This is a genomic window from Allobosea sp. 10N428, from assembly GCF_056394545.1.
In genome coordinates this window covers 21,438-47,513 of record NZ_JBFTIC010000009.1, presented here as the reverse complement: position 1 = coordinate 47,513, position 26,076 = coordinate 21,438, and the positions used below count along the sequence as shown (strand labels likewise).

General features: G+C 66.2%; 23 protein-coding genes. 11 read left to right on the top strand and 12 right to left on the bottom strand.

Going from position 1 to position 26,076, the window contains the following annotated elements:
* Positions 1-73 precede the first annotated feature (73 nt).
* From AC1DDA_RS22490 to AC1DDA_RS22435, 12 genes are all read right to left on the bottom strand, one after another.
* Positions 74-733 (bottom strand): rhomboid family intramembrane serine protease, encoded by a 660-nt coding sequence (locus AC1DDA_RS22490; protein ID WP_476797455.1) that lies wholly within the window; start codon positions 731-733, stop codon positions 74-76.
* Between the two features lie 47 nt (positions 734-780).
* Complete coding sequence (locus AC1DDA_RS22485) at positions 781-1,362, bottom strand: cob(I)yrinic acid a,c-diamide adenosyltransferase (protein ID WP_441510701.1); 582 nt, start codon at positions 1,360-1,362, stop codon at positions 781-783.
* 60 nt (positions 1,363-1,422) lie between these two features.
* Positions 1,423-2,019 (bottom strand): acyloxyacyl hydrolase, encoded by a 597-nt coding sequence (locus AC1DDA_RS22480; RefSeq protein WP_441510700.1) that lies wholly within the window; start codon positions 2,017-2,019, stop codon positions 1,423-1,425.
* 155 nt (positions 2,020-2,174) lie between these two features.
* Positions 2,175-2,363 (bottom strand): twin transmembrane helix small protein, encoded by a 189-nt coding sequence (locus tag AC1DDA_RS22475; RefSeq protein ID WP_441510699.1) that lies wholly within the window; start codon positions 2,361-2,363, stop codon positions 2,175-2,177.
* Between the two features lie 69 nt (positions 2,364-2,432).
* Positions 2,433-3,713 (bottom strand): glycosyltransferase family protein, encoded by a 1,281-nt coding sequence (locus AC1DDA_RS22470; protein WP_476797454.1) that lies wholly within the window; start codon positions 3,711-3,713, stop codon positions 2,433-2,435.
* A 151-nt stretch (positions 3,714-3,864) separates the two neighbouring features.
* A complete protein-coding gene (locus tag AC1DDA_RS22465) occupies positions 3,865-4,635 on the bottom strand; it encodes a polysaccharide deacetylase family protein (RefSeq protein ID WP_476797453.1) in 771 nt (256 codons plus the stop codon).
* Positions 4,632-5,768: a glycosyltransferase family 4 protein gene (locus AC1DDA_RS22460; protein WP_476797452.1), complete on the bottom strand. Its 1,137-nt coding sequence runs from the start codon at positions 5,766-5,768 to the stop codon at positions 4,632-4,634. Before AC1DDA_RS22460 ends, AC1DDA_RS22465 begins: the two co-directional genes overlap by 4 nt.
* 32 nt (positions 5,769-5,800) lie before the next feature.
* Positions 5,801-6,991, bottom strand: a complete 1,191-nt coding sequence (locus AC1DDA_RS22455) for an ABC transporter permease (RefSeq protein ID WP_441510695.1) — start codon at positions 6,989-6,991, stop codon at positions 5,801-5,803.
* The gene (locus AC1DDA_RS22450) at positions 6,988-7,986 is read right to left on the bottom strand and encodes an ABC transporter permease (RefSeq protein WP_441510723.1); all 999 of its coding nucleotides are present in this window, start codon (positions 7,984-7,986) and stop codon (positions 6,988-6,990) included. Before AC1DDA_RS22450 ends, AC1DDA_RS22455 begins: the two co-directional genes overlap by 4 nt.
* Positions 7,987-7,992: 6 nt before the next feature.
* Positions 7,993-9,939: an ABC transporter substrate-binding protein gene (locus tag AC1DDA_RS22445; RefSeq protein WP_476797451.1), complete on the bottom strand. Its 1,947-nt coding sequence runs from the start codon at positions 9,937-9,939 to the stop codon at positions 7,993-7,995.
* On the bottom strand, positions 9,936-11,819 hold the full coding sequence (locus AC1DDA_RS22440) for an ABC transporter ATP-binding protein (protein WP_476780004.1): 1,884 nt from the start codon (positions 11,817-11,819) through the stop codon (positions 9,936-9,938). The genes AC1DDA_RS22445 and AC1DDA_RS22440 overlap by 4 nt, the downstream gene beginning before the upstream one ends.
* 96 nt (positions 11,820-11,915) lie before the next feature.
* On the bottom strand, positions 11,916-12,893 hold the full coding sequence (locus tag AC1DDA_RS22435; RefSeq protein WP_476797450.1) for a polysaccharide lyase family 20 protein: 978 nt from the start codon (positions 12,891-12,893) through the stop codon (positions 11,916-11,918).
* Between the two features lie 162 nt (positions 12,894-13,055).
* On the opposite strand from AC1DDA_RS22435, the gene AC1DDA_RS22430 reads away from it, so the two are divergent.
* From AC1DDA_RS22430 to AC1DDA_RS22380, 11 genes are all read left to right on the top strand, one after another.
* Complete coding sequence (locus AC1DDA_RS22430; RefSeq protein WP_476797449.1) at positions 13,056-15,791, top strand: ABC transporter transmembrane domain-containing protein; 2,736 nt, start codon at positions 13,056-13,058, stop codon at positions 15,789-15,791.
* The gene (locus AC1DDA_RS22425; RefSeq protein WP_441510690.1) at positions 15,788-16,237 is read left to right on the top strand and encodes a Crp/Fnr family transcriptional regulator; all 450 of its coding nucleotides are present in this window, start codon (positions 15,788-15,790) and stop codon (positions 16,235-16,237) included. The genes AC1DDA_RS22430 and AC1DDA_RS22425 overlap by 4 nt, the downstream gene beginning before the upstream one ends.
* A 16-nt stretch (positions 16,238-16,253) precedes the next feature.
* Positions 16,254-18,086, top strand: a complete 1,833-nt coding sequence (locus AC1DDA_RS22420) for an adenylate/guanylate cyclase domain-containing protein (RefSeq protein WP_476797448.1) — start codon at positions 16,254-16,256, stop codon at positions 18,084-18,086.
* 75 nt (positions 18,087-18,161) lie between these two features.
* A complete protein-coding gene (locus AC1DDA_RS22415) occupies positions 18,162-18,824 on the top strand; it encodes a class I SAM-dependent methyltransferase (RefSeq protein ID WP_476797447.1) in 663 nt (220 codons plus the stop codon).
* Positions 18,821-20,071, top strand: coding sequence for a glycosyltransferase family 4 protein (locus AC1DDA_RS22410; RefSeq protein ID WP_476797446.1), 1,251 nt, complete (start codon positions 18,821-18,823; stop codon positions 20,069-20,071). Before AC1DDA_RS22415 ends, AC1DDA_RS22410 begins: the two co-directional genes overlap by 4 nt.
* Complete coding sequence (locus AC1DDA_RS22405) at positions 20,068-21,213, top strand: glycosyltransferase family protein (RefSeq protein WP_476797445.1); 1,146 nt, start codon at positions 20,068-20,070, stop codon at positions 21,211-21,213. The genes AC1DDA_RS22410 and AC1DDA_RS22405 overlap by 4 nt, the downstream gene beginning before the upstream one ends.
* A 169-nt stretch (positions 21,214-21,382) precedes the next feature.
* Entirely contained in the window at positions 21,383-22,366 is a 984-nt protein-coding gene (cobS, locus tag AC1DDA_RS22400) for a cobaltochelatase subunit CobS (RefSeq protein WP_441510685.1), read from the top strand.
* Between the two features lie 16 nt (positions 22,367-22,382).
* A complete protein-coding gene (locus AC1DDA_RS22395; protein WP_476779997.1) occupies positions 22,383-22,733 on the top strand; it encodes a GFA family protein in 351 nt (116 codons plus the stop codon).
* An 8-nt stretch (positions 22,734-22,741) separates the two neighbouring features.
* Positions 22,742-23,158, top strand: a complete 417-nt coding sequence (locus AC1DDA_RS22390; RefSeq protein WP_476779996.1) for a GNAT family N-acetyltransferase — start codon at positions 22,742-22,744, stop codon at positions 23,156-23,158.
* Entirely contained in the window at positions 23,155-25,047 is a 1,893-nt protein-coding gene (gene cobT / locus AC1DDA_RS22385) for a cobaltochelatase subunit CobT (RefSeq protein ID WP_441510682.1), read from the top strand. The genes AC1DDA_RS22390 and cobT overlap by 4 nt, the downstream gene beginning before the upstream one ends.
* Positions 25,047-26,045 (top strand): esterase-like activity of phytase family protein, encoded by a 999-nt coding sequence (locus tag AC1DDA_RS22380; protein ID WP_476797444.1) that lies wholly within the window; start codon positions 25,047-25,049, stop codon positions 26,043-26,045. The genes cobT and AC1DDA_RS22380 overlap by 1 nt, the downstream gene beginning before the upstream one ends.
* Positions 26,046-26,076 lie beyond the last annotated feature (31 nt).

Here is a 26,076-nt window from a genome sequence, read left to right as displayed (position 1 = left end):
GGACCGTAGCGACGCCGGTTTGGGCTTGTCAACGTCGTCCAAGGTCTGGTCGGAGGGGCAAAAGCGCACGGGCTTACCCGCCGATGGTCGGGCGGCCGAACAAGGGCACGCTGCGATGAATGAAGAGCGGGGTGAGCGCGGCCCCAGTCGCAAGCCCGCCAAGATGGGCCCACCAGCCGACATTGCCGTCGGTCTGGAACAAGGCCGAGCCGGCCTGCAGCAGAATCCAGCCGCCGAGCGCGTACATCGCCGGGATATGGATCGGAATCCAGTTGAAGGCGACGCCCCAGATGCGGACCTGCGGATAGAGCATCAGATAGGAGGCGATGACACCGGAGATCGCGCCGGAGGCGCCGATCAATGGCTGTTCCGAATCCGGATACATTCCGGCGTGGATGAGCGAACCGCCGAGACCGCAGAGGAAGAAGAACATGAGGAAGCGGGCATGGCCCATCGCGTCCTCGACATTGTCGCCGAATACCCAGAGGAACAGCATGTTGCCGGCCAGATGCGCCAGATTGGCGTGGAGCAGGACATTGCTGAACAGCGTCAGCCAGGGCGGCAGATGGGCGAGCCCTTCCGGCAGCTGCGCTGTGCCGAACAGCACCGAGGGGATCATGCCGAAGCCGGCCATGATCGCGAGCTCGGCGTTCTCCCCGGGCCAGAACCAGAGCGCAACCTGGGCGGCAAGACAGGCGCAGATCAGCGCATAGGTGACATAGGGAGTTCGCATGAAACGAAGTGGCACTCCGTCATGCAGGGGGACGAACATGGCGCGCCTCAGCGATTCTGGCCGGGCACCCAGAGAACGTCCCCGCCGGCCTTCGCATTGAGGAAGCGGGAGGCGACGAAGAGGAAGTCCGACAGGCGATTGATGTATTTGAGCGCTGGCGGGGCGACTGTTTCCCCTTCCATGGCTGCCAGTTCCGTCATCAGCCGTTCGGCGCGGCGGCTGATGGTGCGGGCGAGATGGAGATGGGTCGCGGCGGGCGTCCCGCCGGGCAGGACGAAGGAGCGCAGGGGTGCAAGGCTCTCGTTCATCCGGTCGATCTCGGCTTCCAGGCGATCGACCTGCGCCTGCACGATCCGCAACGGCTCGAAGGCGAGCGCCTTGCCAGTTTCCGGCGTGGAGAGATCGGCGCCGAGATCGAAGAGGTCGTTGCTGATGCGGCCGAGCATGGCATCGACCTCGGCGTCTTCGCCCGCGGCATGGAGGCGCGCCAGGCCGATGCAGGCATTGGTCTCATCGACGGTGCCGTAGGCGGCGACCCGCAGGTCGAATTTCGGGCGACGCGGCCCGGCCGTCAGCCCGGTGGTGCCGTCATCGCCGGTGCGGGTGTAGATGCGATTCAGCTTGACCATGCCACGCTTATAACGCGGCGCGGCGGGGACGGAAGTGCGGTTTTCTGCCGAGGCCGGTTGCTAGAACGTATAGCCGAGCCGGGCGCCGATATTGGCCGGGCCTCGCGGAGAGGATCCTGCACGGTCGCCGCAGCCTGCCGTGCTGAAATGCTCGAGCGTGGTGACCAGGTTCCAGCGATCGGAGAGCCGCACGCCGAGTGCCGCGGCCTCGCGGGTGCCGGTGTTGCAGCCGACATTGAGGCGATTCTCGGGAACGACGAAGCCGCTCTTGCCGTCGTTCACGGCGGCGCCGAAGCTCGCCTCGACGAAGACGTCCCGCGTGACGTCGAAACTCCAGGTCGCTCCGGCATAGGCGTAACGCGTGCCGTTGAAGTTCAGGCTGGTGCCCAGGTTGAAGCGCGGGATGAAGGCGGCGGCGATTCGGTCCTGGAGGGGGATCAGGCGGGGCGAGAGCACTTCCGCTCCCACGTTGACGAGGCCGCCTTCGCGTCCGCCTGGGTTAGCGAGGCCGGCGCCAATGCGCGTTTCCCAGGCTGGGGCCGGCGGCTCTGTCGCGGGAGCGTAGCTGGAGACGTTGCCGGACAGAGAGCGGGTCTGTGCCTGAGCAGAGGAGGCGGCCAGACAACCGGCGAGGAGCAGCAACGCGACGCGAACCATGGGCCTTCGGCGGGGTGTGAGAGAGCAGGCGTTAGTGAAGCACACATACTCGTGTTCGGAATGTGGCAGAGCCAGTGCGGCCAAGGCTCCGTTCACAGCCAAGCGTTCGCGAAACATCAATGACGTCAATTCATTGGGCGGGATGCCGCGGAAGGTCAGCCGTTGCGGTACCAGAGCACGGCGACGATCAGGATGATCGCGACGAACTGCAGCACGACGCGCAGACGCATGAGCTTCTGCGAGGTGTCGGCGCTGCCGCCGCGCAGCATGTTCGCCAGGCCCAGCAGCAGCACGATGGAGACGGCGCCGACCGCGACCGAGACGAGAGTGTTCGAAAGCGTCATGTTGAAAGCCTGTAGAACGGAGCCCGAGCCTTGACCAGCGGCGCGATGCCGCGTGTCGGCAGCACTGGGTCAGCTGGTCGCAGCGTTCTGCGCGAGGGCCCGGCCGCGCACGGTCTGCGAGAGATCGTCCGAAAGCGCGCGGCTGATCGCCGGCAACCCTTCGAGCAGATCGGGCATGAAGGCCTGCGATGGCGGCGGTCGCTTCGCCAGGGCGTGGAGCGCCCTCGCCATCACGAGCGGATCGCGCTCGCCCTCGCCGGTCTGCGAGGGGTCGCAGAGCATTTCGACCAGGCTCAGCTCGTCCGCGCGCTGCGCACGAATCGCCTGCTCCAGGCGAGGCTTCACGCGCGGCACGATCAGCGCCGGCTTGTCGAAGGAGAGTATCTCGCAAAAGGTGTTGTAGCCGCCCATCGCCACGACGCAGTGCGCCCGATTCATCAGCAGCTCGAGGCGAGGCTCGAAGCCGAGGCCCTCCAGCTTCGGGTTGCGGGCGATCCGTTCGGCGAAGTCCTTGCGCTTTTCGCGCGACATGAAGGGCCCGAACACGATCAGCGCCGGCAGAGCGATGGTCGGGTCGGCTTCATAAGCCGAGATCACCCAGTCGATCACGCCGGCGCCATCGCCGCCGCCGCCGGGGGTGACGAGGACGAAAGGCTGCTTCGTGATCCGTGGATAGCGGTTCGGCGGCATCGGGCTCGGGACCGCACGCTTGAGATAGCCGACATAGCGAATCTTGTCGGCGAAACGCTGCTGTTCGGGCAGGCCGATCAGAGGCTGATAAATGCCCTCCAGCCCGTAGACGAAGATGTCGTCATAGATGGTGTCGAGCGCTTCGAGCGCGCCGCTATGGCGCCACTCCTCCAGCAGTGTGGCTGGCTCGTCGAGCACGTCGCGCACACCCAGCACGATGCGGGCGCCGCGGCGGCGCAGGATGTCGAGCGAGGGCTTCAGCTCGCCGCGCAGGCCGACGGGCTCCTTGTCGACGATGACGACATCGGGATCGAAGGACAGAACGGTCTGCTTGATGAGATCGGTGCGCAGCCGCAGCGTGTCGCCCAGATCGAGATTGAGGTGATGCGGCTCGTAGCGGCCGTCGCTCTGCTTCTCGATGCCGGGAATGCGGACATAGTCGATGCCGTCGCCGAACTGGAAGCTCGAGATTACCGAAGAGCCGGAGACGATGATGACCGAGATGTGCGGAAAGCTGGCGATCAGCGCATTGGCGATGGCGCGGCAGCGGCGGATATGGCCGAGACCGAAAGTGTCATGGCTGTAGATCAGCACCCGCGGCGCATGCGGGCTGCGCGGCGCCCTTTCGGCCCCGACCAAATCGATGACGTTGGAAGACATCGGATGTCGCCCTCCGCAAAGGCCAGACGACCTCTTGGCGAGGACGAACGCAGCTCGGAACCAGTTGAAAGCGCTTATAGCGCGGCGAGGTTCATCAACCAAGCCCGTGGCGGTGGCAATGAGCAAGGATTCATCTTAGCCGGTGACAAGCCTATACTCTCGCAGGAAGAAGCTCGGCCGGATCAGCGAAATGCACGGCCGGATGGGCCGCGGCGAGGCTCAAGATGTCGTGAAGAACGGACCACGCGCCTTCGTCATGGTCGCGGTGATGCAGGAGCAGACCGAGCGCGGCCGCCCGATCGGGGACATCGCCGCGCATCGCGATCATCTGCGCCACGATCTCGGGCAGAAGGTCATCCGGCCGCCGGCCCATGCGGCCGCCATGCCAGTCCATAACGTCGATTTGGGTGTTGAGCAGGCGCGGACCGCCGGCGGGACCGTGGCGATAATTGCGAAAGCAGGACAGGCCGGAGAAGCCGAGGCTCCCGAGCCGGGCGGCGTGGCCGGGATCGACGCGATTCCAGGGCGGCACGAAGACCGGCAGGATGTCGCTGCCGATCAGGTCGCGCAGACGGTCGCGACCCGCGGCGATCTCGCTATCGACGGCGGTCTCGTCGCGCCCGGCGCCGAATTCCGACTTCTTTGCCCCCGCCTGTGCATGGTTGCGATGCCAGACGCCGTGCTGGCAGGGGCGCAGGCAAGGCATGTCCTCCAGCGCCGATGCCAGGGCGGGCTCGGCCAACATCGGTATGACCGCCAGCAGGACAGGTGCACCATGGCGTTCGGCAAGAACCGAAAGCCGCGTCAGCGCCGGCGTCGGCGCGACCGCATCGTCGTCCCGAAGCCAGAGCCGGAGCAGGCGGCCGGCCGCCTGCCAGTTATCGAGCTCCCGCGACAGGGCATGCCAATGCGTCTCGCTCATGACGCAGCGCTGCCGGCCGCTTGGCGTTTGTCGCGGCGATGGCGGCAGGCGAGGTCGAGCCCTTCGGCCAGCCTGGCGGCGGCGCGGGCGTTGGTGCGCTCGTCCAATACAAAACGGCGCGCCGCGGCGCCCATCCGTTCACGGCGCGCCTTATCCTGCAGCATGGCGACGAGATGGCCGGCGAAAGCGGTTTCGTCGCCTTCCGGAGCCAAGAGCGCTGTCTCTCCCGGCACCACGGTGGCGGAGACGCCGCCGCTGTCGAATGCGACCACGGGCAGTCCCACCGCCTGGGCTTCGAGATAGACCAGGCCATAGGCCTCGCGGACGCCCGGCCAGACGAAGATGTCGTGCCGTGCCAGCTCGTCGAGCGCCCGCTCGCGCGGGATCAGGCCGAGCCAATCGATCCGCCCTTGTGGCAGGCCCGCAAAAGCCGCTTCGATCACGGCGCGCTGGCGGCCATCGCCGACGATGCTTAGCCGCCAATCCGCATCGGCAATGCGGGCGAGAATGCGCGCGAGTGTCAGATAGCTGTTCTGCTTGGTGCCCTCGCGCATCATCGCGATGGTGATCAGGCGGGGAGGGCCGGAATGGTTACGGCGCCGCGGCGGCTCGTCCCCGAAGGTGATGAAGGGCGGGAGTTCCAGAAGAGCGGTGCCGGGCCGGCGCCAGGGTTCGAGCCCCTGGCGGTCGCGATCGGTGAAGTAGAAATGGACATCGCCCGCGGAGAGGCTGTGCCGGACGATTTCGGTCTGGGCGCTCCATTCATCGGAGGCGCGTCGTTCGGAGTCGCTGGCCTCGGCGGTGACATAGGGGATGCCGAGTGCCGTGGCGATCCCGGGGCCGAGCAGGTCCGGGGCGCGGTAGTAGTTGTGATATGTGAACCAGAGATCGGGGCGCGGGATTCCGGAGCGATAGTCCGCCAGCAGTTGGTCGCTAAGCCGTGCAGCGTCGGCGCGATGCTGGTCAAGGCAAGCTGGATCGGCGCTGGGCAGGTAGCCACGGGCGGCCCGGACAGGTTCCACGACATGGCCCAACGTCTCCAGCGCCGCGACGAGCTGGCGCRCCATCCGGCGGTCGCCGGAGACGCCGCCATCGTCGAACAGGTTCAGCGGAGTGTGGAATGCAATGCGCAAGGCGATACTGCAAAGGGGCGGAACGTGGCTGGTCAGCGATACGGATCGGCCGCATCGCGCAGGCCATCGCCAAGGAAGTTGAAGGCGAGGATGATCACGATCACGGGGACGACGGGATAGAGCAGCCAGGGATAAAGCGCCACCACATTGATGTTCTGGGCCTCGTTCAGCATCACGCCCCAGCTGGTGATCGGGGGTCTCAGGCCCAGGCCGAGGAAGGAGAGCGCCGTCTCGCCGAGGATGGTCTTCGGAATGGTGATGGTGGCCGAGGCGATGAGATGGCTCATGAAGCCCGGCACCAGATGCAGGCCGATGATGCGGGCTGGCTTCGCGCCCATCAGCTGGGCGGCGACGACATAGTCCTCCTCGCGCAGCGACAGCAGCTTCGAGCGGACCGAGCGGGCAAGCCCCGTCCAGTCCATCAGGCCGAGGATGATGGTGATGCCGAAATAGACCACCACGGGGCTCCATGACGGCGGCATGATCGAGGCCAGCGCCAGCCAGAGCGGGATATGCGGCAGCGACTGCACGATCTCGATGATGCGCTGGATGAACAGATCGATACGGCCGCCATAGTAGCCGGCGATGCCGCCGATGATGACGCCGAGGACGAAGGAGACGGAGACGCCGAGCAGGCCGATCGAGAGCGAGATGCGGCCGCCATAGAGGATGCGCGAGAGCATGTCGCGTCCGAGCCGGTCCGAGCCGAGCCAGAAGAAGGTGCCGTCCTTCGGGGGGCAGACGAGGCGCCAGCTGCCCGGGATCATCCCCCAGAACATGTAGCTGTCGTCGCCGCGGCAGAAGAAGCGCAGCTTCTGCGGCTGCGTGCTGTCGACCTCGTATTCCCGCTTCAGATTCTCCAAGTTGAGCCGCATCGTGTACGGGTAGACGAAGGGGCCGATGAAGCTGCCTTCGTGGAAGAGGTGGACGCTCTGGCCCGGCGCGCGGATGAAGTCGGTATTGCGCGTCGTGTAATGGTAGGGGGCGAGGAATTCGGCGAAGGCCGCCATCGCGTAGATCGCCACGATGACGAAGGCGGAGACGACCGCGAGCTTGTGCCGGCGGAACTTCCACCACATCAGCTGCCACTGCGACGCGAGATAGACCCGCTCCTGCTGCGGCGTCATCACCTCGGTGGCATAGGGCTCGAAAGGCGCGGTTGAAGCCGCATGCGGCAGCGGCGCGCCGTCGGGCGGGAGCGTGTTGAGCGAGTTCGCCTTCACTTGGTCGCGGCCCCCTGAAGACGGATGCGCGGATCCAGGATGGCGAGCGCGATGTCAGAGATCAGCACGCCGATCACGGTCAGGAAGGAGAGGAACATCAGGAAGGAGCCGGCGAGATACATGTCCTGGGCTTGCAGGGCCCGGATGAGCAGCGGGCCGGTGGTCTGCAGCGAGAGCACGATGGCGACGACCTCGGCGCCCGAGACGATCGAAGGCAGGATGTCGCCGATATCCGAGATAAAGAAGTTGAGCGACATGCGCAGCGGGTACTTCCGCAGCGCCTTGCCGGGCGGCAGGCCCTTGGCGCGGGCGGTGACGTAGTACTGCTTCTGCAGCTCGTCGAGCAGATTGGCGCGCAGTGCCCGGATCATGCCGGCGGTGCCGCCGGCACCGATGATGATGACGGGAATCCAGAGATGCTCCAGCACGGATCGGAGCTTGGCCCAGCTCATCGGCTGGTTGAGATATTGCGGGTCGACGAGGCCGCCGATCGAGAGGCCGAACCAGAGATTGGCGAGATACATGAAGACCAGGGCCAGCAGGAAATGCGGGACCGCGAGCCCGATGAGACCGAGGAAAGTCAGCCCGTAATCGCCCCAGCTGTATTGATGCGTGGCCGAGTAGATGCCGATCGGGAAGGCCACGATCCAGGTGAAGATGATGGTGGCGAAGGAGACCAGCATGGTCAGCAGCAGGCGGTCGCCGACGATCTCCCTGACCGGCCGCTGATATTCGAAGGAATAGCCCATATCGCCCTGAAGCAGGCCTGCGACCCACCAGAAGTAGCGTTCGACCGGAGGTTTGTCGAAGCCGTATTCCTGCTTCAGGAATTCGATGCGGCTCATATCGGCCTTCTCGCCCTGCGCCTGCATTTCGGCCGCGAGAGTCTCGAAATAGTCCCCTTCCGGGAGATTGATCACGGTGAAGATCAGCGCGCTGGTGACCAGCAGCGTCGGGATCATGATCAGGATGCGCTTGAGGATGTAGCGGAACAGCACGGATCAGCCTTTGGTCTCTGGCCGATCGAACCAGAAGGTGTCGGGCATGTAGCGGCCGATGAAGGCACCGGGCTCGAAGCTGTAGAGGCCGACCTCGGGCACATTTCGCAGATCGCGGGAGACGACGATGGGTTGCAGCGTGCTGTTGATCACGCCGATGGTGAATACCTGCTCGGCATTGATGGCCAACATCTTGTGCCAGATGGCGCGGCGCTGGTCGCGCGTCGAGCTCATCCGCCATTCCTCGTAGAGCCGCACCAGTTCGTTGACCTCGTGCGAGGCCGGTCTCTCGCCCTCGCGGCCGCTGGTCTCGATGAACTGGCCCCAACGCGGCCACTGGAACTGCGCCGAGGAGGTTGGCGCCAGCGCGTCAGGTTCCATGTCGGAGGTGACAAGCGCGTTGTCCATGCCGGCCCAGGCCGACATGACGGTCTGGCCCGCGACGATGCGGCGGCGGAAGACGTCGCGTTGTGTGGAGCGCGGATAGATTTTGATGCCGACGGTCAAGAAATCCTGCTTGAGGAGGTCGAGGATGTCCGTCTCCTCCGTGTTCTCGCCGGCCGTTTCGATGGTGAATTCGAGCCTGCGCCCGTCGGGGAGCAGGCGCACGCCGTCATCGTCGTGCTTGGTCAGGCCGATCTCGTCGAGAAGCCGGTTCGCCAGTCCGGGGTCATGCTGAATCCAGAGCGAAGCGAGCGTCGGATCGTAGAGCGGGCTTTCCGGCAAGGCCGTGTTGGCGCTTTCGCGTGCCAAGCCGAAGAAGATCACCTTGTTGACGTCGGCGCGATTGATCGCGACCGAGAGCGCGCGGCGATAGCGCACGTCGCGATTGAGGTCGCGCCAAACCGGATCGATGGCGTTCAGATTCGGCAGAAGCGCGAAATAGGAGCCCTCGGCCCGTTTCCAGAGCTTGACCTCGAAGTTCATCCGCTTCGAGGCCTCCTTGAGGAAGGTGTAGTTGTCGAAGCGGATGTAGCGGGCCTGAAGATCGGCCTCTCCTGCAGCCGCCTTGGCCGGGATCAGCGAGCTCGTACCGAGGGTCAGCGTGACCTGATCGGCATAGGGCAGCTGCCGGCCCTTCTCGTCGACGCGATGGAAGAAGGCGTTGCGTTCGAACACGAATTGCTCGGCCGGCAGGGGCGTGGTGTTGCGCCAGGGCTCGAGCGTCGGAAGATTCGGGTTTTCCGGCCGGTACATGCGCGAGAGGCGCTCATGGAGCGCGCCCCAGTCGCGCACGCGGTTCTCCTTCACCCGCTGGACCAACTCGTGCTTGGGTGCGTGCTTCTCGTGGAACTGCTTGAGGTAGCGCGACGGCATGAAGATATAGGTCGGTTGCGCGCCCGCCAGCGCCGGCAGGAAGATCGGGTTCGGCATCTCCCAGCTGTAGCGAACCTCGGTCTCGCTCAGCACTTCAAAGAAGGGGAGATTGCCGCCAGCCAGCATCGCCTGAGGCGGTCCGCCGGGCGACAGGCGCTTGTTGTTGGCGACATCCTCCCACCAGTAGCGGAAATCCTCGGTGGTGAAGGGAGAGCCGTCGGACCAGCGATGGCCGGTGCGCAGGCGCAGCGTGAAGATGCGGCCGTCCTGGACGTCGCAGCTCTCGAGAACGTCCGGCACGAGCTCCAGAGTCTCATCGTAGACCATCAGGCGCGTGTAGCCGTAGAGCGTCATCATCCGGACATCGCGCTGATCGCCCATCAGCATGCGGATATTGCCGCCATGGCGCCCCGGGCTGCGGCCGAGCTTGCCGAGGTTAATGAGGCGGGGCAACGCCGGCAGGCGCTGCGCTACCGGCGGCAGCGTTCCCGCGGCGACCTTCTCGGCGAAGAAGGGGCTGTCGATCGGGGCAGGTTGAGCCAGCGCGCGGCGGGGCAGCGCGGCCCCGGCAAGCGCGACCGTTCCCAACAGCAGGGCGCCGCGGCGCGTCGTGTGCGAGCGACGGGAGGTCATGGGACCATCTCCCGCACATCGGCATTGGGCCGCGCAAGGACGTAGTGACCGCTTCCGAGCGATAGATGCGCCAGGTCAGAGGCGTCGGAACCGACCTTGAAGGCGTCACCCCAATGGCTGTCATCGGACGCACCGCCAGGCGCCGCGAGCTTGAAGTCGAGCTTGCGATCGAGATCGGGGAAAGGCACGGAGCGCAGCAGCGCCTTGGTGTAGGGATGGACCGGCTTGGTGAAGAGGATATGGCGCGGCGCCAGCTCGACGATGCGGCCATTGGCCATCACCGCGATGCGATCCGCCATGTAGTTCACCACGGCGAGGTTGTGCGAGATGAACAGGAAGGTGAGGTCCCGTTCGGCCTGGAGATCCTTCAGCAGGTTGAGGATCTGCGCCTGCACGGAGACATCGAGCGCCGAGACCGGTTCGTCGCAGATGATCAGCTCGGGATCGAGCGCCAGGGCGCGGGCGATGCCGATGCGCTGGCGCTGGCCGCCCGAGAAGGAATGCGGATAGCGGTTCAGGAAGCGGACATCGAGCCCGACATCCTGCATCAGGGAGCGAACCCGTTCGTCCTGAGCAGCAGAGTGGCCCCTGTCGTGGACCGCGAGCGGCTCGCGCAGGATGTTCATCACCGTCATGCGTGGCGACAGCGACGAGACGGGATCCTGGAAGATCATCTGGATGCGCGGGCGGAAGGCCCGCAATGCCTCGCCCTTCAGCCCGAGCACGTCGACCCGTTCATGGCCGTCATCGAAGACGACTTCTCCCGAATCGGCTGTGACGGCCCGCATCACGATCTTGCTGACCGTCGTCTTGCCGCAGCCGCTCTCGCCGACGAGACCGAGGCATTCGCCGCGGCGGATGTCGAAGCTGACATCGTCGACGGCCTTCACGACGCTTTGCGTACCCTTGCCGAAGAAGCCGCGGGAGCCGGTGACATAGGTCTTGCGGAGGTTGCGGACCCGCAGGAGCGGCGTGTTCTCGCGATCTCCCGGAGGCGGGGCGGGGCGGGGCGCCGCCGGGGGGCGGGGCCTGGCTTCGCGCAGCGCGACGAGGCGCTCCCCCTCCTGCATGTCGAAATGCGGCGAGGCGTTCAGCAGCGCCTTGAGATAGGGATGGCGCGGCTGCCGGAAAATGTCCTCGACCGGGCCTCGCTCCAGGATCTCGCCGTGGAATATCACCACCACCTCGTCGGCCATGTTGGCGACGACGCCGAGATCGTGGGTGATCAGCAGGATCGCCATGCCCATCTCGGCCTGGAGATCGCGCATCAGGTCGAGCACCTGCGCCTGGATGGTGACGTCGAGCGCGGTGGTCGGCTCGTCGGCGATCAGCAGGGCCGGCTTGCAGATCAGGGCCATGGCAAGCATGGCGCGCTGGCGCAGGCCGCCGGAGAGCTCGAAGGGATACAGCCCATAGGCGCGATGGGCGTTCTTGAAGCCGACGCGCTTCAGCATGGCCTCGATCAGGCCGCGCGCCTCCGCTTTCGGCATCGGCCGATGCAGGAGCAAGGCTTCCTCGATCTGGTTGCCGATGGTGTGGACCGGCGAGAGCGAGGACATCGGCTCCTGGAAGATCATGCCGATGCGGCCGCCGCGCAGGGCCCGGATCTCGGGGCCTTCGGCAGGCAGCGCCGCGATGTCGGTCACGCTCTGCGGCGCCAGCGGGTCGCGGAACAGAATCTCGCCCCCCGTCACGGCGCCCGCGCGGGGCAACAGGCCCATGATGGCCTGCGAGATCACTGATTTGCCTGAGCCGGATTCGCCCACGAGCGCGACGGTCTTGCCGGCGGGAACGCGCAGGCTCGCGCCCTTCACCACCTCGCGGGACAGGCCGTGAACAGTGAAGCCGATACGCAGGTCGCTGATGCGCAGGATATCCATAGCCCGATCTGACGCCACCCCGGAACCGTCCGCAATTCTCCTGACTTCACTAGACGTCTAAAGTTCGGTCTTGCCAATGACTTTCGACATAGCGACTCATTCGGCCGGACATTGGCCGAGCCGGATGACATCGCTGCAACGCGGCCCCCGGCGGAAACCGCCGTAGCTGACGCTCCAGGGCAGGAGGCCGGGGGCGCGGTAGGGGCCGAATTTGAAGTACTGGTTGGTGGCGAGACCCGGGCCGCTATGGCCGATATGCCCGCGGATGGTCACGATCGGGGCGCCGTTGGCCATGATCTCGATGTGTCCGTCGCCATGGGGGCCTGGTTGCGATCGGATCACGAAATCGATCCAACCGTTCCGGGCTGCCGGCAGATCGGCATGGCGTGTGACCTGGATGCCCGGGGCACAGGCATCGAAATAGCCGGGGTAGCTTTCGCGCGCAGCGCCGGCCTCGATCGCGACCAGAGCCCGCGTCTGGCGAACCTTCGGGCGGTCGAGCACCAGGGCCTCGCCGGGGCGGCAGCCATCCGGGCGCTCGGGGCTCCCGATCTGATAGGACGTGATGCGATCCGTTTCGACGGTGACGCCGAGATGCCCGCGATAGAGCCGCAGTGCCAGGAAGGGCGAGTAGTCTCCCACGGCGCCGGGGCGGATCTCTCGCTTCCATTGGGCGATCACATATCTGCGATCGTCCTGCGGCAGCGGGGCGTCGAGACGCAGGGCCAGCCCGTACCAGACCGTGCTGCCATAGGGAGCAAGCACCTGCGGGCGCTCCCAGACCTCGGCGCGCTCGCTGCAGCCGAGCTGATGGGGTGGGCAGGCCGCCATGACCGTGAGGGTCAGCGCGCCGGTGCCGGCCGAAGGCGAGGCCGGGCTGAAAACCATCCGGCCGGCGCGCTGCTCGACGTTCTCCTTGTAGAATAGCCCGCCCTCGGCGGCGAAACCGCCCTTGTCGAAGCCATCATGCAGGAGGTCGAAAGCGTTGCCGGCTGCGACTTCGGCGCAGGCGGATGCAAGGGGGGAAGCAACCGCGATCACAAGAGCAGCACAGGCAATGGCCGCACGGAGCAACAGGCGCCTCACATCGACCCCCGACGCGGCGCGATCCCGGCTGTGCCGCAGGTTGAAAGTGGCTCGCATTGCACTCCGCCGCAACCTCACCACATATGGTCGCTCGCAGGGGCCTCGCCCCGATATGACAGCGCCGTCGGCGTTTCGCGACAGGATTGCCCTTTGGAGCCCAACCTCTTCCGTTACATCTGGCAGAAGAGTCGCGGCGAGCAGATCATCGTCCTGCTGATCATCGTTGTCTCGATACCCTTCAACTGGGCCTCGTTCGACGTCCCCAAGCGGATCGTCAACGACGCCATCCAGGGAGGGGCCTTCAGAGGCGGCAAGACCACCGCCACCTTCATGGAAATGACGCTGCATCTGCCGTCCTGGCTCGGTGGGGCTACCCTGAGGCTGTTCGAAGGGTTTCAGGTCAATCAGGTCGGGCTCCTCATGGGGCTCTCCAGCTATTTCCTGGTGCTCGTTCTGATCAACGGCGCCTTCAAATACATCGTCAACGTGCGCAAGGGCATTCTCGGCGAGCGCATGCTGCGGCGCATGCGCTACGACCTTTTCAGCCAGCTGCTGCGGTTTCGCCCGGAGGAAATCCGGGCAGTCAAGCCGGCAGAGATCGCCAGCATGATCAAGGACGAGGTCGAGCCCATCGGCGGCTTCGTCGGCGACGCGTTCATCCAGCCTGTCTTCCTGCTGAGCCAGGCCCTGACGGCGCTCGTTTTCATCATGGTACAGAGCTTCTGGCTTGGCTCGATCGCCCTGCTGATCGTGCTGGCGCAGGCCATCATCATCCCGATCCTGCGCCGCGAGCAGCTGAGATTGGGCCGCGAGCGCCAGATCGCATCCCGCCAGCTTGCAGGAAGGATCGGCGAAATCGTCGATGCCGGGCCGATGATCCAGGGGCACGGCGCTGCGGGATACGTTCAGGCGGATATCGCCGCGCGCCTCGGGCGCCTCTTCGACATCCGCTACGAGCTCTACAAGCGCAAGTTCGCGGTCAAGTTCCTCAATAACCTGCTGGCGCAGGTCACGCCGTTCTTCTTCTATGCGATAGGCGGCTATTTCGCGCTGCAGGGACGCCTCGACATCGGCCAGCTGGTGGCGGTGATCGCGGCCTATCGTGACCTGCCTTCGCCGATCAAGGAGCTGATCGACTGGGACCAGCAGCGCAACGACGTCACGATCAAATACGAGCAGGTGATTTCCCAGTTCAACAGCGACGACACGCTCGTCCTCGATGAGGCGAATGGCTGCTCGCCGCTGCCGGTCAAGGGAAGCATCCGGCTCGAGGCCGTGCAGATGCTGGACAATCGCGGGCAGCCGCTGCTGACGCCGCTTTCATTCAGCCTGCAGCGCCCGGGCTGCGTCGCGTTGATCGGCCCCCATGGCAGTGGCGGGGATGTGCTCGGCCGCATCCTCGGGCGACAGGCGACCAATTATTCGGGACGGGTGCTCATCGATGGCGAACTGCTCGCGGACATGTCGGTCGAGCGGGCGAGCCATCTGATCGGCTATTCGGGAGACCAAACGGAGATCATCGCCGGGACGATGCGGGACAACATCCTGTTGCCGCTGCGGCGGCGTCGGCCGGAGATCAAGTCCGAGGGGCCAGTTTCACCGGAGGAGCATCGCCGCTTTGTCGAGGCGGTCCGCTCGGGCAACTCGCCATTTCCGTTCGAAGCGGACTGGACGGATTACGACGGCGTCGGAGTCGCCGACGCGGCCGAGCTCGCGGCGCGGGTGCGAGAGCTGCTCGACGTGTTCGGCTGCACGCAGGACGTGTTCGAGCTCGGCCTGGGCGGCAAGGTGATGCCGCCGGTGAGCGCGGAAGCCACCGAGCGCATTATTACCGCCCGTCAGGTCGTGGCGGCGGAGCTCGAGCGCATCAATCTTGGCGAGCTGATCGAGCCGTTCGTCCTCGACCGCTACAACCGAAACGCTTCGATTGCCGAAAACCTGATCTTCGGGACACGGACCAGCGCCCGCTTCGCCAATGCGACGCTGCTCTTCGAGCCTTACGCCCAATCGATCCTCAAGGCGGAGGCCCTGGTCGAGCCGATGACCGAGATGGGGGGGCGGATCGTCGCGACCGTCGCCGAGATCTTCGCCGGCCTGCCGCCAGGGCATGCGCTGTTCGAGCGCTATACCTTCGGCGAGAATTTCGATTTCGAGCGCCTCAACGAGCTGGCGGCCATCCTGGCCAAGCACGATATGCGAAGCCCGCTCGACCAGGAGACGGAGCGCGACCTGGTGGCGCTGGCACTGGGGTATATCGAGCCCAAGCACCGGCTGAACCTGATCGACGACCGGCTCGAGCGCCGTGTCCTCAGGGCGCGGGCAAGCTTCCGCAAGCACCTGCCGGCCGATGCTGCAGCCGATGTGGACTTCTATGCTCCCGATAAGGTCATGCTCGGCGCCAGCGTGCGGGACAACCTGATGTTCGGCCGTATCGGCTACGGCATCCCCGACGCAGGCCGGAAGGTGGCAGAGATCGTGCTGCAGGCGCTCGAGCGCTCAGGCCTCGGGGAAGCGCTGTATCGCCTCGGGCTCGATACCGAGAGCGGCATCCGCGGGCGCTATCTGCCGGCGCGTCTGCTGCATGCGATTCCTCTGGCGCAGGCTCTCGTCAAGGCGCCGCAGATCGCTGTGCTCGACGTCTCGGCCCTGCTCGCGATCTCCGACGAGCCGGAGAAGATCGTCGCCCGGCTACGCAGCTATTGCGCCGGTATGACCCTGTTTCTTCTGCTGGGAGATGCTAGACTCGTTGAGGATATCCCGATGCGGGTCGTTTTCCATGGGGCGACCGGCTCGGTCGAGGCGGGCGGGGCGCTCGAGGCGGCGAACGATGTCGGCGGCCAGGCGTTACGCTTTGCGGATGCCCAGCGAATGGAGGCACGGTCATGAGTCTGGAAGCCGATATCGGCTGCTTGCGCAGCCTGCCCCTGTTTCGCGACATGCCTCCCTCGCGGCTCAAGCTCGTCGCCCTCATGGGCGAAAGATTGCGCTTCGAACCGGGTGCAGTCCTGATCGACCAGAAGGACCGTCTGGACGGCGTCTATGTCATTCTCGAGGGGGATGTCGAATTCTCGCAGTCGCGCCCGGACGGCGAAGGGCGTCGGTTCCAGAAGGACGCCGGCAGCATTACCGGAGACGTATCGCTGCTCAGCGGCCGGCCGTTCATCGGCACGGTCAGCGCGAAGACGCCGGTCCTGGCGCTGAGAATTCCGAAGGACCTGTTCTTCGAACTGCTCCAGACCGTGCCGGAATTCAGCCTTGCGGTCTGCCGCGACCTGGCGGATCGCGTTCATCGTCTTGCGAGCGTTTTGCTCCGCGAGCACGAAACCGTTTGATGAGGTCAAGCGTCGTATGAATCGGCCACAAGCCGCCGGCACGCCGCGCCCGCAGATGGCACGCAGCAGCATGGGCGCGAGCATCGATCAGGTCTCGTCCTGGAGCCGCGACATCCGCCTCGTCTCGGGCCTGATCCTGCTGACCTTCGCGACGACGCATTTCCTCAACCATGCCATGGGCATCTTCGGGCTCGATGTCATGGAGCGCGTCCAGGACTGGCGCTACAATGTCTGGCATTCCCGCATCGGGACGATCGTGCTCTACGGCGCGCTGATCATCCATCCCGTGTTCGCGCTGCTGCGCGTGGTCCAGCGGCGCACCTTCAAGATGCCGCTGCGCGAGATGCTGCAGATCGCGCTGGGTCTCGCGATACCGCTCCTGCTGGTCGATCACATCGTCAGCACGCGCGTGCTGGGGTATTATTTCGGTGTCGACGAGACCTATCATGCCGTGCTTCGGCGGCTGTGGCCGAGCCGCGCGCTGCTGCAGTCGCTGCTGCTGCTGCTGGTCTGGACGCATGGCATCCTCGGTCTCCATTTCATGCTGCGTTCGCGTGACGCCTATCGCCATTGGCGCGATCCGTTCCTGCTCGTCTCGATCCTGATCCCGCTGCTGGCGTTGATCGGCTTCATGGTGGCGGCGCGCGAGGCCGAGCGGATGGCGCTCCCGCCCGAGTTCGTCACCGACGCGCAGCGGGTGATGTTCGACCGCGACGTGATGTKGGCGAAGAGCGCCTTCTACGGGCTGGTGGGCGCCTTCGTGCTGTTCGTCGGCATCCGCGAGATCCGGGTCAGGACGCGACGGGAGATCACGGTACGTTTCGTTGGTCACGGTACGCGGCGCCTGGTGCCGGGGCCGACGGTGCTTGAGATGTTCCGGCGCTTCGGCATTCCGCACGCGGCTCTCTGCGGCGGGCGGGCGCGCTGCGCCACCTGCCGCGTGCTGGTGATGGACGGCATCGACAAGCTGCCGTCGCCGGGGCCGAACGAAGCCAGGTTGCTGCGGCGCATCTCCGCGCCGGAAGGTGTCCGGCTTGCCTGCCAGATCAGGCCGCAAGACGACCTGCAGGTGCAGATCCTGCTCGCCTCGCGCCTGAACGCCGCCGGTGCGCGCACGCTGCAGCCCGACGATGCTGTCAACAAGCGCGGCCTGACAGTGGTGGTCGCCGATCTGCGTGCTTTCTCGGCGCTCTCGGAGCGGCAGCTGCCCCGCGAGCTGATCGGCCTGCTTAACCGCTTCTTCGACGAGATGGGCCAGGCGATCACGGCCCATGACGGGCGCATCGACGCCTTCTACGGCGACGGCTTCATGGCCGTGTTCGGCCTCGAGGGTTCGCAGGCGCGCGGCGCGCAGGCGGCGATCAGCGCTGCGGCCGACATCGTACGGGCGGTTGACGCGCTCAACCGCGAGTTTGGTGTGGCGCTGCCTTTGCCGCTGAGGATCGGGATCGGGATCCATACCGGCGATGCCATCACCGGTGCGGTCGAGAACGACAATCTCGGCCGGCGCGAGATCACGGTTGGTGAAACGGTCATGATCGCGAGCCAGCTCGAAGCCGCGACGCGCCGGGTTCTCGCCGATGTCGTGGTGTCGGAAGACACGATTCGCACCACCGGCCGCAGCTACGCTGGAACCGTGCCGCTCAAGATCGCGATCAAGGGGCGCGAGAAGCCGTTGACGGCCTATGGCTTTGCGAGCGCGCCGGAAATTGCCCGCCGCAAGCGCGAGGATGCGGCGATGGCGGCGAGGCCGATTCCGGCCGCTGCGTCGGAGGAAACATCGGGCGACGCGGCCGAGCCGGCGGTGGGATCGGCATCCGGGACGGAAGAGGCGAATCCGCGCGATTGAACAGGCAGGGGAGGCTGGCCTTTGCCGCAACCGCTGCCTATGGTCCCGCCAGTTTTTGCCGACAACGACGGAACCATGACGCCTGAACCTCCTTGCGAGGCCTTCCACGACCTGCTGCGCGGCATGGCGGCCTTATCCGGGAACCGCATCGTCGCCGATGTCGCACGCCTCTATGGCAAAGGCGCGCCGCCGGACCTGTCGATCGCCTGCAACCACAAGCAGATCGCCTCCAAGCAGTGGCTCGTCGAGGCGCTGGCCGAGGCCTGCCCGAAGCCGGAAGGCCCGGTCTGGGTGCTCGGCGCATGGTATGGTGTGCTCGGAGCGTTGCTGCTCGACGATCCGCGACTCGCTATCGATGAGGTGGTCAGCCTCGATATCGACCCGACCTGCGCGCCGATCGCGGAGATCCTGAATCACCGCCATGTCGCTTCCGGCCGCTTCCGGGCAGCGACAGCGGACATGATGGCGCTTGATTTCGCGGCTCAGTCACCCAGGCCCGGGCTCGTCGTCAACACAAGCTGCGAGCATCTCGCCGACGTGCCGGGCTGGATCGCGAGTTTGCCGGGCGGCCTGCCGCTTGTGCTGCAATCCAACGACTATTACCGCGAGCCGGACCATCGCAGCTGCGTGGCCTCGCTCGACGCCTTCCGCGAGCAGGTGGGGCTTGCCGAGGTCTGGTTCGCCGGGGCACGGCCGACGAAAAACTATACGCGCTTCATGCTGATCGGCCGGCGATGACGACAGGCACGGTGCCGCGTATCGCGGTGGCGATGAAGGGCTATCCGCGGCTGTCGGAGACCTTCATCGCGCAGGAGTTGCTCGGGCTGCAGCAGCGCGGCCTCGCCTTCGAGATCTGGTCGCTCCGGCATCCGACCGACGGCGCCAAGCACCTGATGCACAACCAGATCATGGCGCCGGTGCGCTACCTGCCGGAATATCTGCATGCCGAACCGGGGCGGGTGGCGCGCGCTGTGTTCGGCGCGTTGACCCAGCCCGGCTTCCGCAAGCTCCTCGCGCTCTTCCTGCGCGATCTTGCCCGTGACCGGACGCGCAACCGCCTGCGCCGCTTCGGCCAGGCCTGCGTGATGGCGCGAGAGCTGCCCGAGGATATCCGGCACCTCCATGTGCATTACCTGCACACGCCGGCTTCGGTCATCCGCTACACGGCCCTGCTGCGCGGCCTGAGCTGGTCCTTCTCCGCCCATGCCAAGGACATCTGGACGACGCCCGACTGGGAAAAACGCGAGAAGATCGCCGATGCGGCCTGGGGGGTGACCTGCACGCAGGACGGCTTTCGCGAGCTCGAGCGGCTCTCCGACCAGCCCGACAAAGTGGACCTCGTCTATCACGGGCTCGACCTCACCCGCTTTCCGCCGCCCGCCCCGAGGTCCGGTCGCGACGGCTCGGATGCGGCTGATCCGGTGCGCTTCGTCACCATCGGGCGGGCCGTGGCGAAGAAGGGCTTCGACGATCTGCTGGAATCCCTGGCCCGATTGCCCTGCATATTGCATTGGCGGCTGACCCATATCGGCGGCGGCGAGATGCTGACGACGCTGAAGGAGAAGGCGCGTTCCCTCGGCCTCGATGACAAGGTCGTCTGGGCGGGACCGAAGGCGCAGGACGAGGTCATCGCCGCGCTCAGGGCTGCCGATCTCTTCGTCCTGCCCTCGAAGCAGGCCGGCGACGGCGACCGCGACGGGCTGCCGAACGTCGTGATGGAGGCCGCGAGCCAGGCCCTGCCGATCGTGGCAACCGATTTCGCCGGGATTCCGGAATTCGTTCGGCATGGTGTCGAGGGGCTTCTGGTGCAGCCCGGTGACATCGACGGGCTTGCCGGGGTGCTCGGTGAGCTCGCCTGTTCGCCGCAGCAGCGGGGGCAGCTCGGCTATCGCGCGCTGGCGCGGCTGACCGGCGCCTTCTCGGCGGCTGCCGGACTGGACGGCATCGCTGCGAGGCTACACGCCTCTGCCGAAGACAAGGCATGAGCGCGACCGTCCTCATCGCGGTGACGCATCTGCTCGGGTCGGGCCATCTGGTGCGTGCGGCCAATTTGGCACGGGCGCTAGCGCGAGAGGGGTTCGCGGTGACGCTGGCGAGCGGCGGCATGCCGTTGTGGCCGATGGAGCAGGAGCCCTTCACCTTCGTGCAGTTGCCGCCGGTCAGGACGGAGGGCATCGATTTCCGCACGCTGCTCGACGAGGCCGGTCGGCCCACCGACCTCGAACGCAGGGCCCAGCGCGTTGCGGCTTTGGAAGGCCTGGCGGCAAGTTTGCGGCCCGATGCGGTGATCGTCGAGCATTTTCCGTTCGGGCGCCGGCAGCTTGCCGCCGAATTTCTCGCCCTGATCGCGGCGGCGCGGGCCGTCAATCCGAGGACCCTCGTGCTCTCCTCGGTTCGGGACGTGCTGGTAAGGCCGCGCCCTGAGCGCATAGCGGAGGCCGAGGAGCGGCTTGCGACGCTGTTCGATGCGGTGCTGGTCCATGGCGATGCGGATTTCCTGCCGCTCGACCGCTCCTGGCCAGTCGATGCCAGGCTGGCGGCCAAGCTGCGCTACACCGGCTACATGGCCGAAGCGCCGGCTGCCGACGCGCCGATCGAGACCGGCGAAGTGCTCGTATCCGGCGGCGGTTCCGCCGCGGCCATTCCGTTGTTCGCACTCGCCATCGCGGCGGCGAAGCTCGGTCCGCAGGAGCGGCGCTGGCGCATCCTGGTCGGGCGTGCGGTCGGCGGGGACGTCTTCGGCCGGCTGCGGGCAGACGCGCCGGCGCATGTCACGGTCGAGCGCGTGCGGCCCGATTTCCCGGCGCTGCTCGCCGGCTGTGCGATCTCGATCAGCCAGGCGGGCTATAACACGGTGCTCGACCTCGTCGCCGCACGGCGCCCCGCCATCGTCGTCCCGTTCGATGCCGGTGGCGAGACGGAGCAGGCCGTCAGAGCCGAAGCGATGGAGCGTGCCGGGCTGGCGCGTTGCCTGCGGATTTCGGGGGAGGGGGCTTTGACACCAGATCGGTTGGCGGCCGCCGTCGCCGCCGGAATCGGCCGAAACCCGCCCGGCATCACTCTCGCACTCGACGGCGCCCGCAATGCGGTCGCAATCGTGAAACAGCTTCTGGACTCGGGCATCTGAGCTATCACGAGCTGTGGCCGGCATGCCCTTTGCGAGGGCCAGGGTGCAGCTTTGCGAATTGCCGCTTCCGGTCTTTCGCTCTAATGAGGGATGATCCGCCTCCCTCCTCGGTCGGCTCTGGGCAAACCGGCATGTAGCCGGCCACGGCCCTGCGCCTGGAGACAAGATGATGACGACGACGACCGCGCCCGGATTGCCCGACATGAAGTTGTCGGTTCGGCAGACTTTCGGGATCGATACGGACCTCGAAGTGCCGGCCTATTCGGCAGCCGATCCGCATGTGCCCGATTTCGACCCCGATTACCGTTTTGACCGCGACACCACCATCGCGATCCTTGCCGGCTTCGCGCATAACCGACGCGTCATGATCTCGGGCTATCACGGCACCGGCAAGTCGACCCATATCGAGCAGGTCGCCGCCCGCCTCAACTGGCCCTGCGTCCGCGTCAACCTCGACAGCCACGTCTCGCGCCTCGATCTCGTCGGCAAGGACGCGATCGTGCTCAAGGAAGGCAAGCAGATCACCGAGTTCCAGGACGGCATCCTGCCCTGGGCGCTGCAGAACAACATCGCGCTCGTCTTCGACGAATATGACGCCGGCCGCCCGGACGTGATGTTCGTGATCCAGCGCGTGCTCGAACAGTCCGGCAAGCTGACGCTTCTCGACCAGAAGCGCGTCATCCGCCCTCATCCGGCCTTCCGGCTGTTCGCGACCGCCAACACGGTTGGTCTTGGCGACACTTCGGGCCTCTATCACGGCACGCAGCAGATCAACCAGGGCCAGATGGACCGCTGGTCGATCGTCACCACGCTGAACTACCTGCCGCATGACAACGAGGTCGCGATCGTTCTCGCGAAGTCGAAGCACTACCAGAAGAGCCCGGAGGGCAAGGACATCGTCAACAAGATGGTCCGCGTCGCCGACCTCACCCGCAACGCGTTCATGAACGGCGATCTCTCGACCGTGATGAGCCCGCGCACGGTCATCACCTGGGCTGAGAACGCGGCGATCTTCGGCGATATCGGCTTCGCCTTCCGCGTCACCTTCCTGAACAAGTGCGACGAGATGGAGCGCACGCTGGTGGCCGAGTTCTTCCAGCGCTCCTTCGGCAAGGAGCTGCCGGAAAGCGCGGCGAATGTGGTGCTGAGCTAACGAGAGGACACGAGCCATGGCGCAGTATCAGGGAAGCTGTCACTGCGGGCGTGTCGCCTATGAGGTCGAGGCCGATCTCGGGACGACGCTCACCTGCAACTGCTCCTATTGCCAGCGCCGTGGCTCGATCCTCGCGTTCTCGCCCGCCAGCACCTTCACCCTCACCAAGGGTGAGGATGCGCTGACCGAGTACCGTTTCCACACGCAGAAGATCCAGCATCTGTTCTGCGAGACCTGCGGCGTCGAATCCTTTGCCAAGGCGAATGGGCCCGACGGCACGCCGATGGTCGCGGTCAATGTGCGCTGCCTCGCTGGCATCGAGCCGACCGAATTGTCGCCGACGGCCTATGACGGGCGTTCGCGCTAGGAGGGGTTGTGGTCGCGATCACGGTCGAGCCCGAGCAGGACGAGACGCGTGCCGCGGTGCTGCGTGGCCTGAGCGCGCATAACCAGGCGAAGGTCGGCCCCCGGAACGCCAAGCCGCTGGCCATCAGCCTGCGCGACGAGAGCGGCGAGATCGTCGGCGGCCTCGTCGGCGAGCTGAAATGGGAATGGCTCTATGTCGATCTGCTCTGGATCGACGAGGCCCATCGCGGCGCGGGATTGGGCGAGACGCTGGTCGCGCGAGCCGAAGACGAGGCTCGCCAGCACGGCGCCAAGGGTGTCTTTCTCGGGACAATGAGCATCCAGGCGCCGGGCTTCTATCCCAAGCTCGGCTATCGCGAATGCGGCCGGATGGAGAACTATCCGGTGGCGGGTCAATCGCTGCATCACTTCACGAAGGCGCTATGAGCATCTCGAACCGCAAGCCTGGAACGCCGAAGGAAGCCCCGGCCGAGCCGCTGAAGCGGGCGATCTCGGGCGCGATGAAGGCGATCGCGCGCAAGCCGGAGATGGAAATCGTCTTTGCCTCGGACAAGCCGTCGCTGGTCGGCGAGCGGGCGCGACTGCCCGAGCCGCCGCGCAAGCTCAGCGTCGGCGATGTCGCGATCCTTCGCGGCCATGCCGATTCGATGGCGCTACGCCTTGCCTGCCATGACGCCGCGATCCATCGCCGCGCCGCGCCGGAGGGCGATGCTGCCCGCGCCGTCTTCGATGCCGTCGAGCAGGCGCGCGTCGAATCGATCGGCGCGCGGCGGATGTCCGGCATGGCCGGCAACATCACCGCGATGCTGGAGGACCGCTATCATCGCGGCGGGCGTTACGAGGAAATCACCGATCGCGCCGACGCGCCACTCGAGGATGCTCTGGCGCTGATGGTGCGCGAGCGCCTGACGGGCCTGAAGCCGCCGAAGGCGGCCGAAAAGATCGTCGAGCTCTGGCGCGAGCAGATCGAAGCCAAGGCCGGGAGCGATCTCGACAGGCTCTCCAAGACGATCGAGGACCAGCGCGGCTTCGCCCGTACGGTGCGCGACATGCTGGCCTCGCTCGACATGGCCGACCAGACCGCGCAGGGCGACGAGTCCGAGGAGGACGAGGACAACCAGGACCAGTCCTCCGAGGACCAGCAGCAGCAGGAAGGCGAATCCGAGCAGGAGAGCGGCGCGGACCGCTCCGAGGTCGAGGTCAGCGAGGACGCGACCGAGGAGCTGCAGGAGGGCGCCTCCGAGGCGACCGACGCGCCGGCCGGCGACTGGGACGAGGAGGATGACAGCTCCGAATCCGAGGAGGCCGGCGAGGCGCCGCGTCCGCGCGAGAGCCGCGGCAATGAACGCCCCCAGACGGACTACAAGGCCTATACGACCAAGTTCGACGAGATCGTCACGGCCGAGGAGCTTTGCGACGCCGAGGAACTGACGCGCCTGCGCGCCTATCTCGACAAGCAGCTCGCGAATCTGCAGGGCGTCGTCGCACGCCTCGCCAACCGCCTGCAGCGGCGGTTGATGGCACAGCAAAACCGTTCCTGGCAGTTCGATCTGGAGGAAGGCGCGCTCGATCCTGCCCGCCTGCCACGCATCATCATCGACCCGTTCCAGCCGCTCTCCTTCCGGCGGGAATCGGACGTCAATTTCCGCGACACGGTGGTGACGCTGCTGATCGACAATTCCGGCTCGATGCGAGGACGGCCGATCACGGTCGCCGCTACCTGCGCCGATATCCTCGCACGCACGCTGGAGCGTTGCGGCGTCAAGGTCGAACTCCTCGGCTTCACGACCCGCGCCTGGAAGGGCGGGCTGTCGCGCGAGGCCTGGCTGCAGTCGGGCAAGCCAGCCAATCCCGGCCGCCTCAACGACCTCAGGCACATCATCTACAAGGCCGCCGATGCGCCCTGGCGGCGCGCGCGCAAGAATCTCGGCCTGATGATGCGCGAGGGTCTGCTCAAGGAGAACATCGACGGCGAAGCGCTCGACTGGGCGCATAAGCGCCTGCTCGGCCGGCCGGAGCAGCGCAAGATCCTGATGGTGATCTCGGATGGCGCGCCGGTCGACGATTCCACCCTCTCGGTAAACGCCGGTAATTATCTCGAGCGGCATCTGCGCCATATCATCGCCGAGATCGAGAGCCGTTCGCCGGTCGAACTCATCGCCATCGGCATCGGCCACGACGTCACGCGCTACTACCGCCGCGCCGTCACCATCGTCGATGCCGAGGAACTGGGGGGCGTGATGACCGAGAAGCTCGCCGAGCTTTTCGAAGAGGACGGGCCAGCCGCCGGTCCCACGTCGCGCCGCCTGCATTGATGCGCCTGACACGGCGTGCCGCGCTTGCGGGCCTCGGCGGCCTGGTGCTGCCGGGGGTGGCGCGGGCCGCCGAGCAGACTCGCTTTCCAGTCTCGGTTTCGGCCCGGCCGCTCGCGGCCTTCGAGCCGCGCAACCCCGAGCGGCGCCGATTCGGCGCGCTCCAGTTCCGCAGCGGCCTCGTGCTGTCGTCCGGGCATCCGCGCTTTGGCGGTTTCTCCGGCATGGCCCGACTCAACGAAGGACGCGATCTCGTCGCAGTGACCGACCGCGGCTACTGGCTGACGGCGAGAATCGCTTCGCAAGGGGGCAAGCTCACCGGCCTCGCCGATGCCGAGATGGCTGCCATCCTCGGCGCTTCCGGACGGCCGCTTGCGCGTTCGGGGCTCTTCGATACCGAGAGCCTCTGCATCGCCGATGGCGTCGCCCATGTCGGGATCGAACGCCGGCACGAGATCGTGCGTTTCGACTGGGCGGGGCACGGTGTCGAGGCGCGGGCGCGATCGGTGCCCGTGCCACCTGAAATCAAGCGCCTGCCCCCTAATCGCGGGCTGGAAGCGCTGGGTGTGGTGCCGGTGGGGCCGCTGAAGGGCGCGCTTGTCGCGGTCGCCGAGCGATCGGGCAAGGAGGGCGAGCCGACCCTCGGCGCGATTCTCGGCGGTCCCCAGCCGGGGCTGTTCAATGTCATCAGGCATGACGGCTACGACATCACCGATCTCGCCTTTCTGCCGTCTGGCGACATGCTGCTGCTTGAGCGCTGGTACCAGCCGCTGCGGGGCGTCGGCATGAGGATGAGGCGAATCGCCGGGCGCGACATCCGGCCGGGCGCGCTGGTGGATGGACCGCGGCTGATCGAGGCCGATCTCGGCTATGAGATCGATAATATGGAAGGGCTGTCGGTCCATCAGGAGAACCGGCGCACAGTCCTGACCCTGATCTCGGACGACAATTTCTCCTTCCTGCAGCGGACGGTGCTGCTGGAATTCGAGCTGGTTCCGTAGAAAGAACGTCATGCTCGGGCTTGACCGGAGC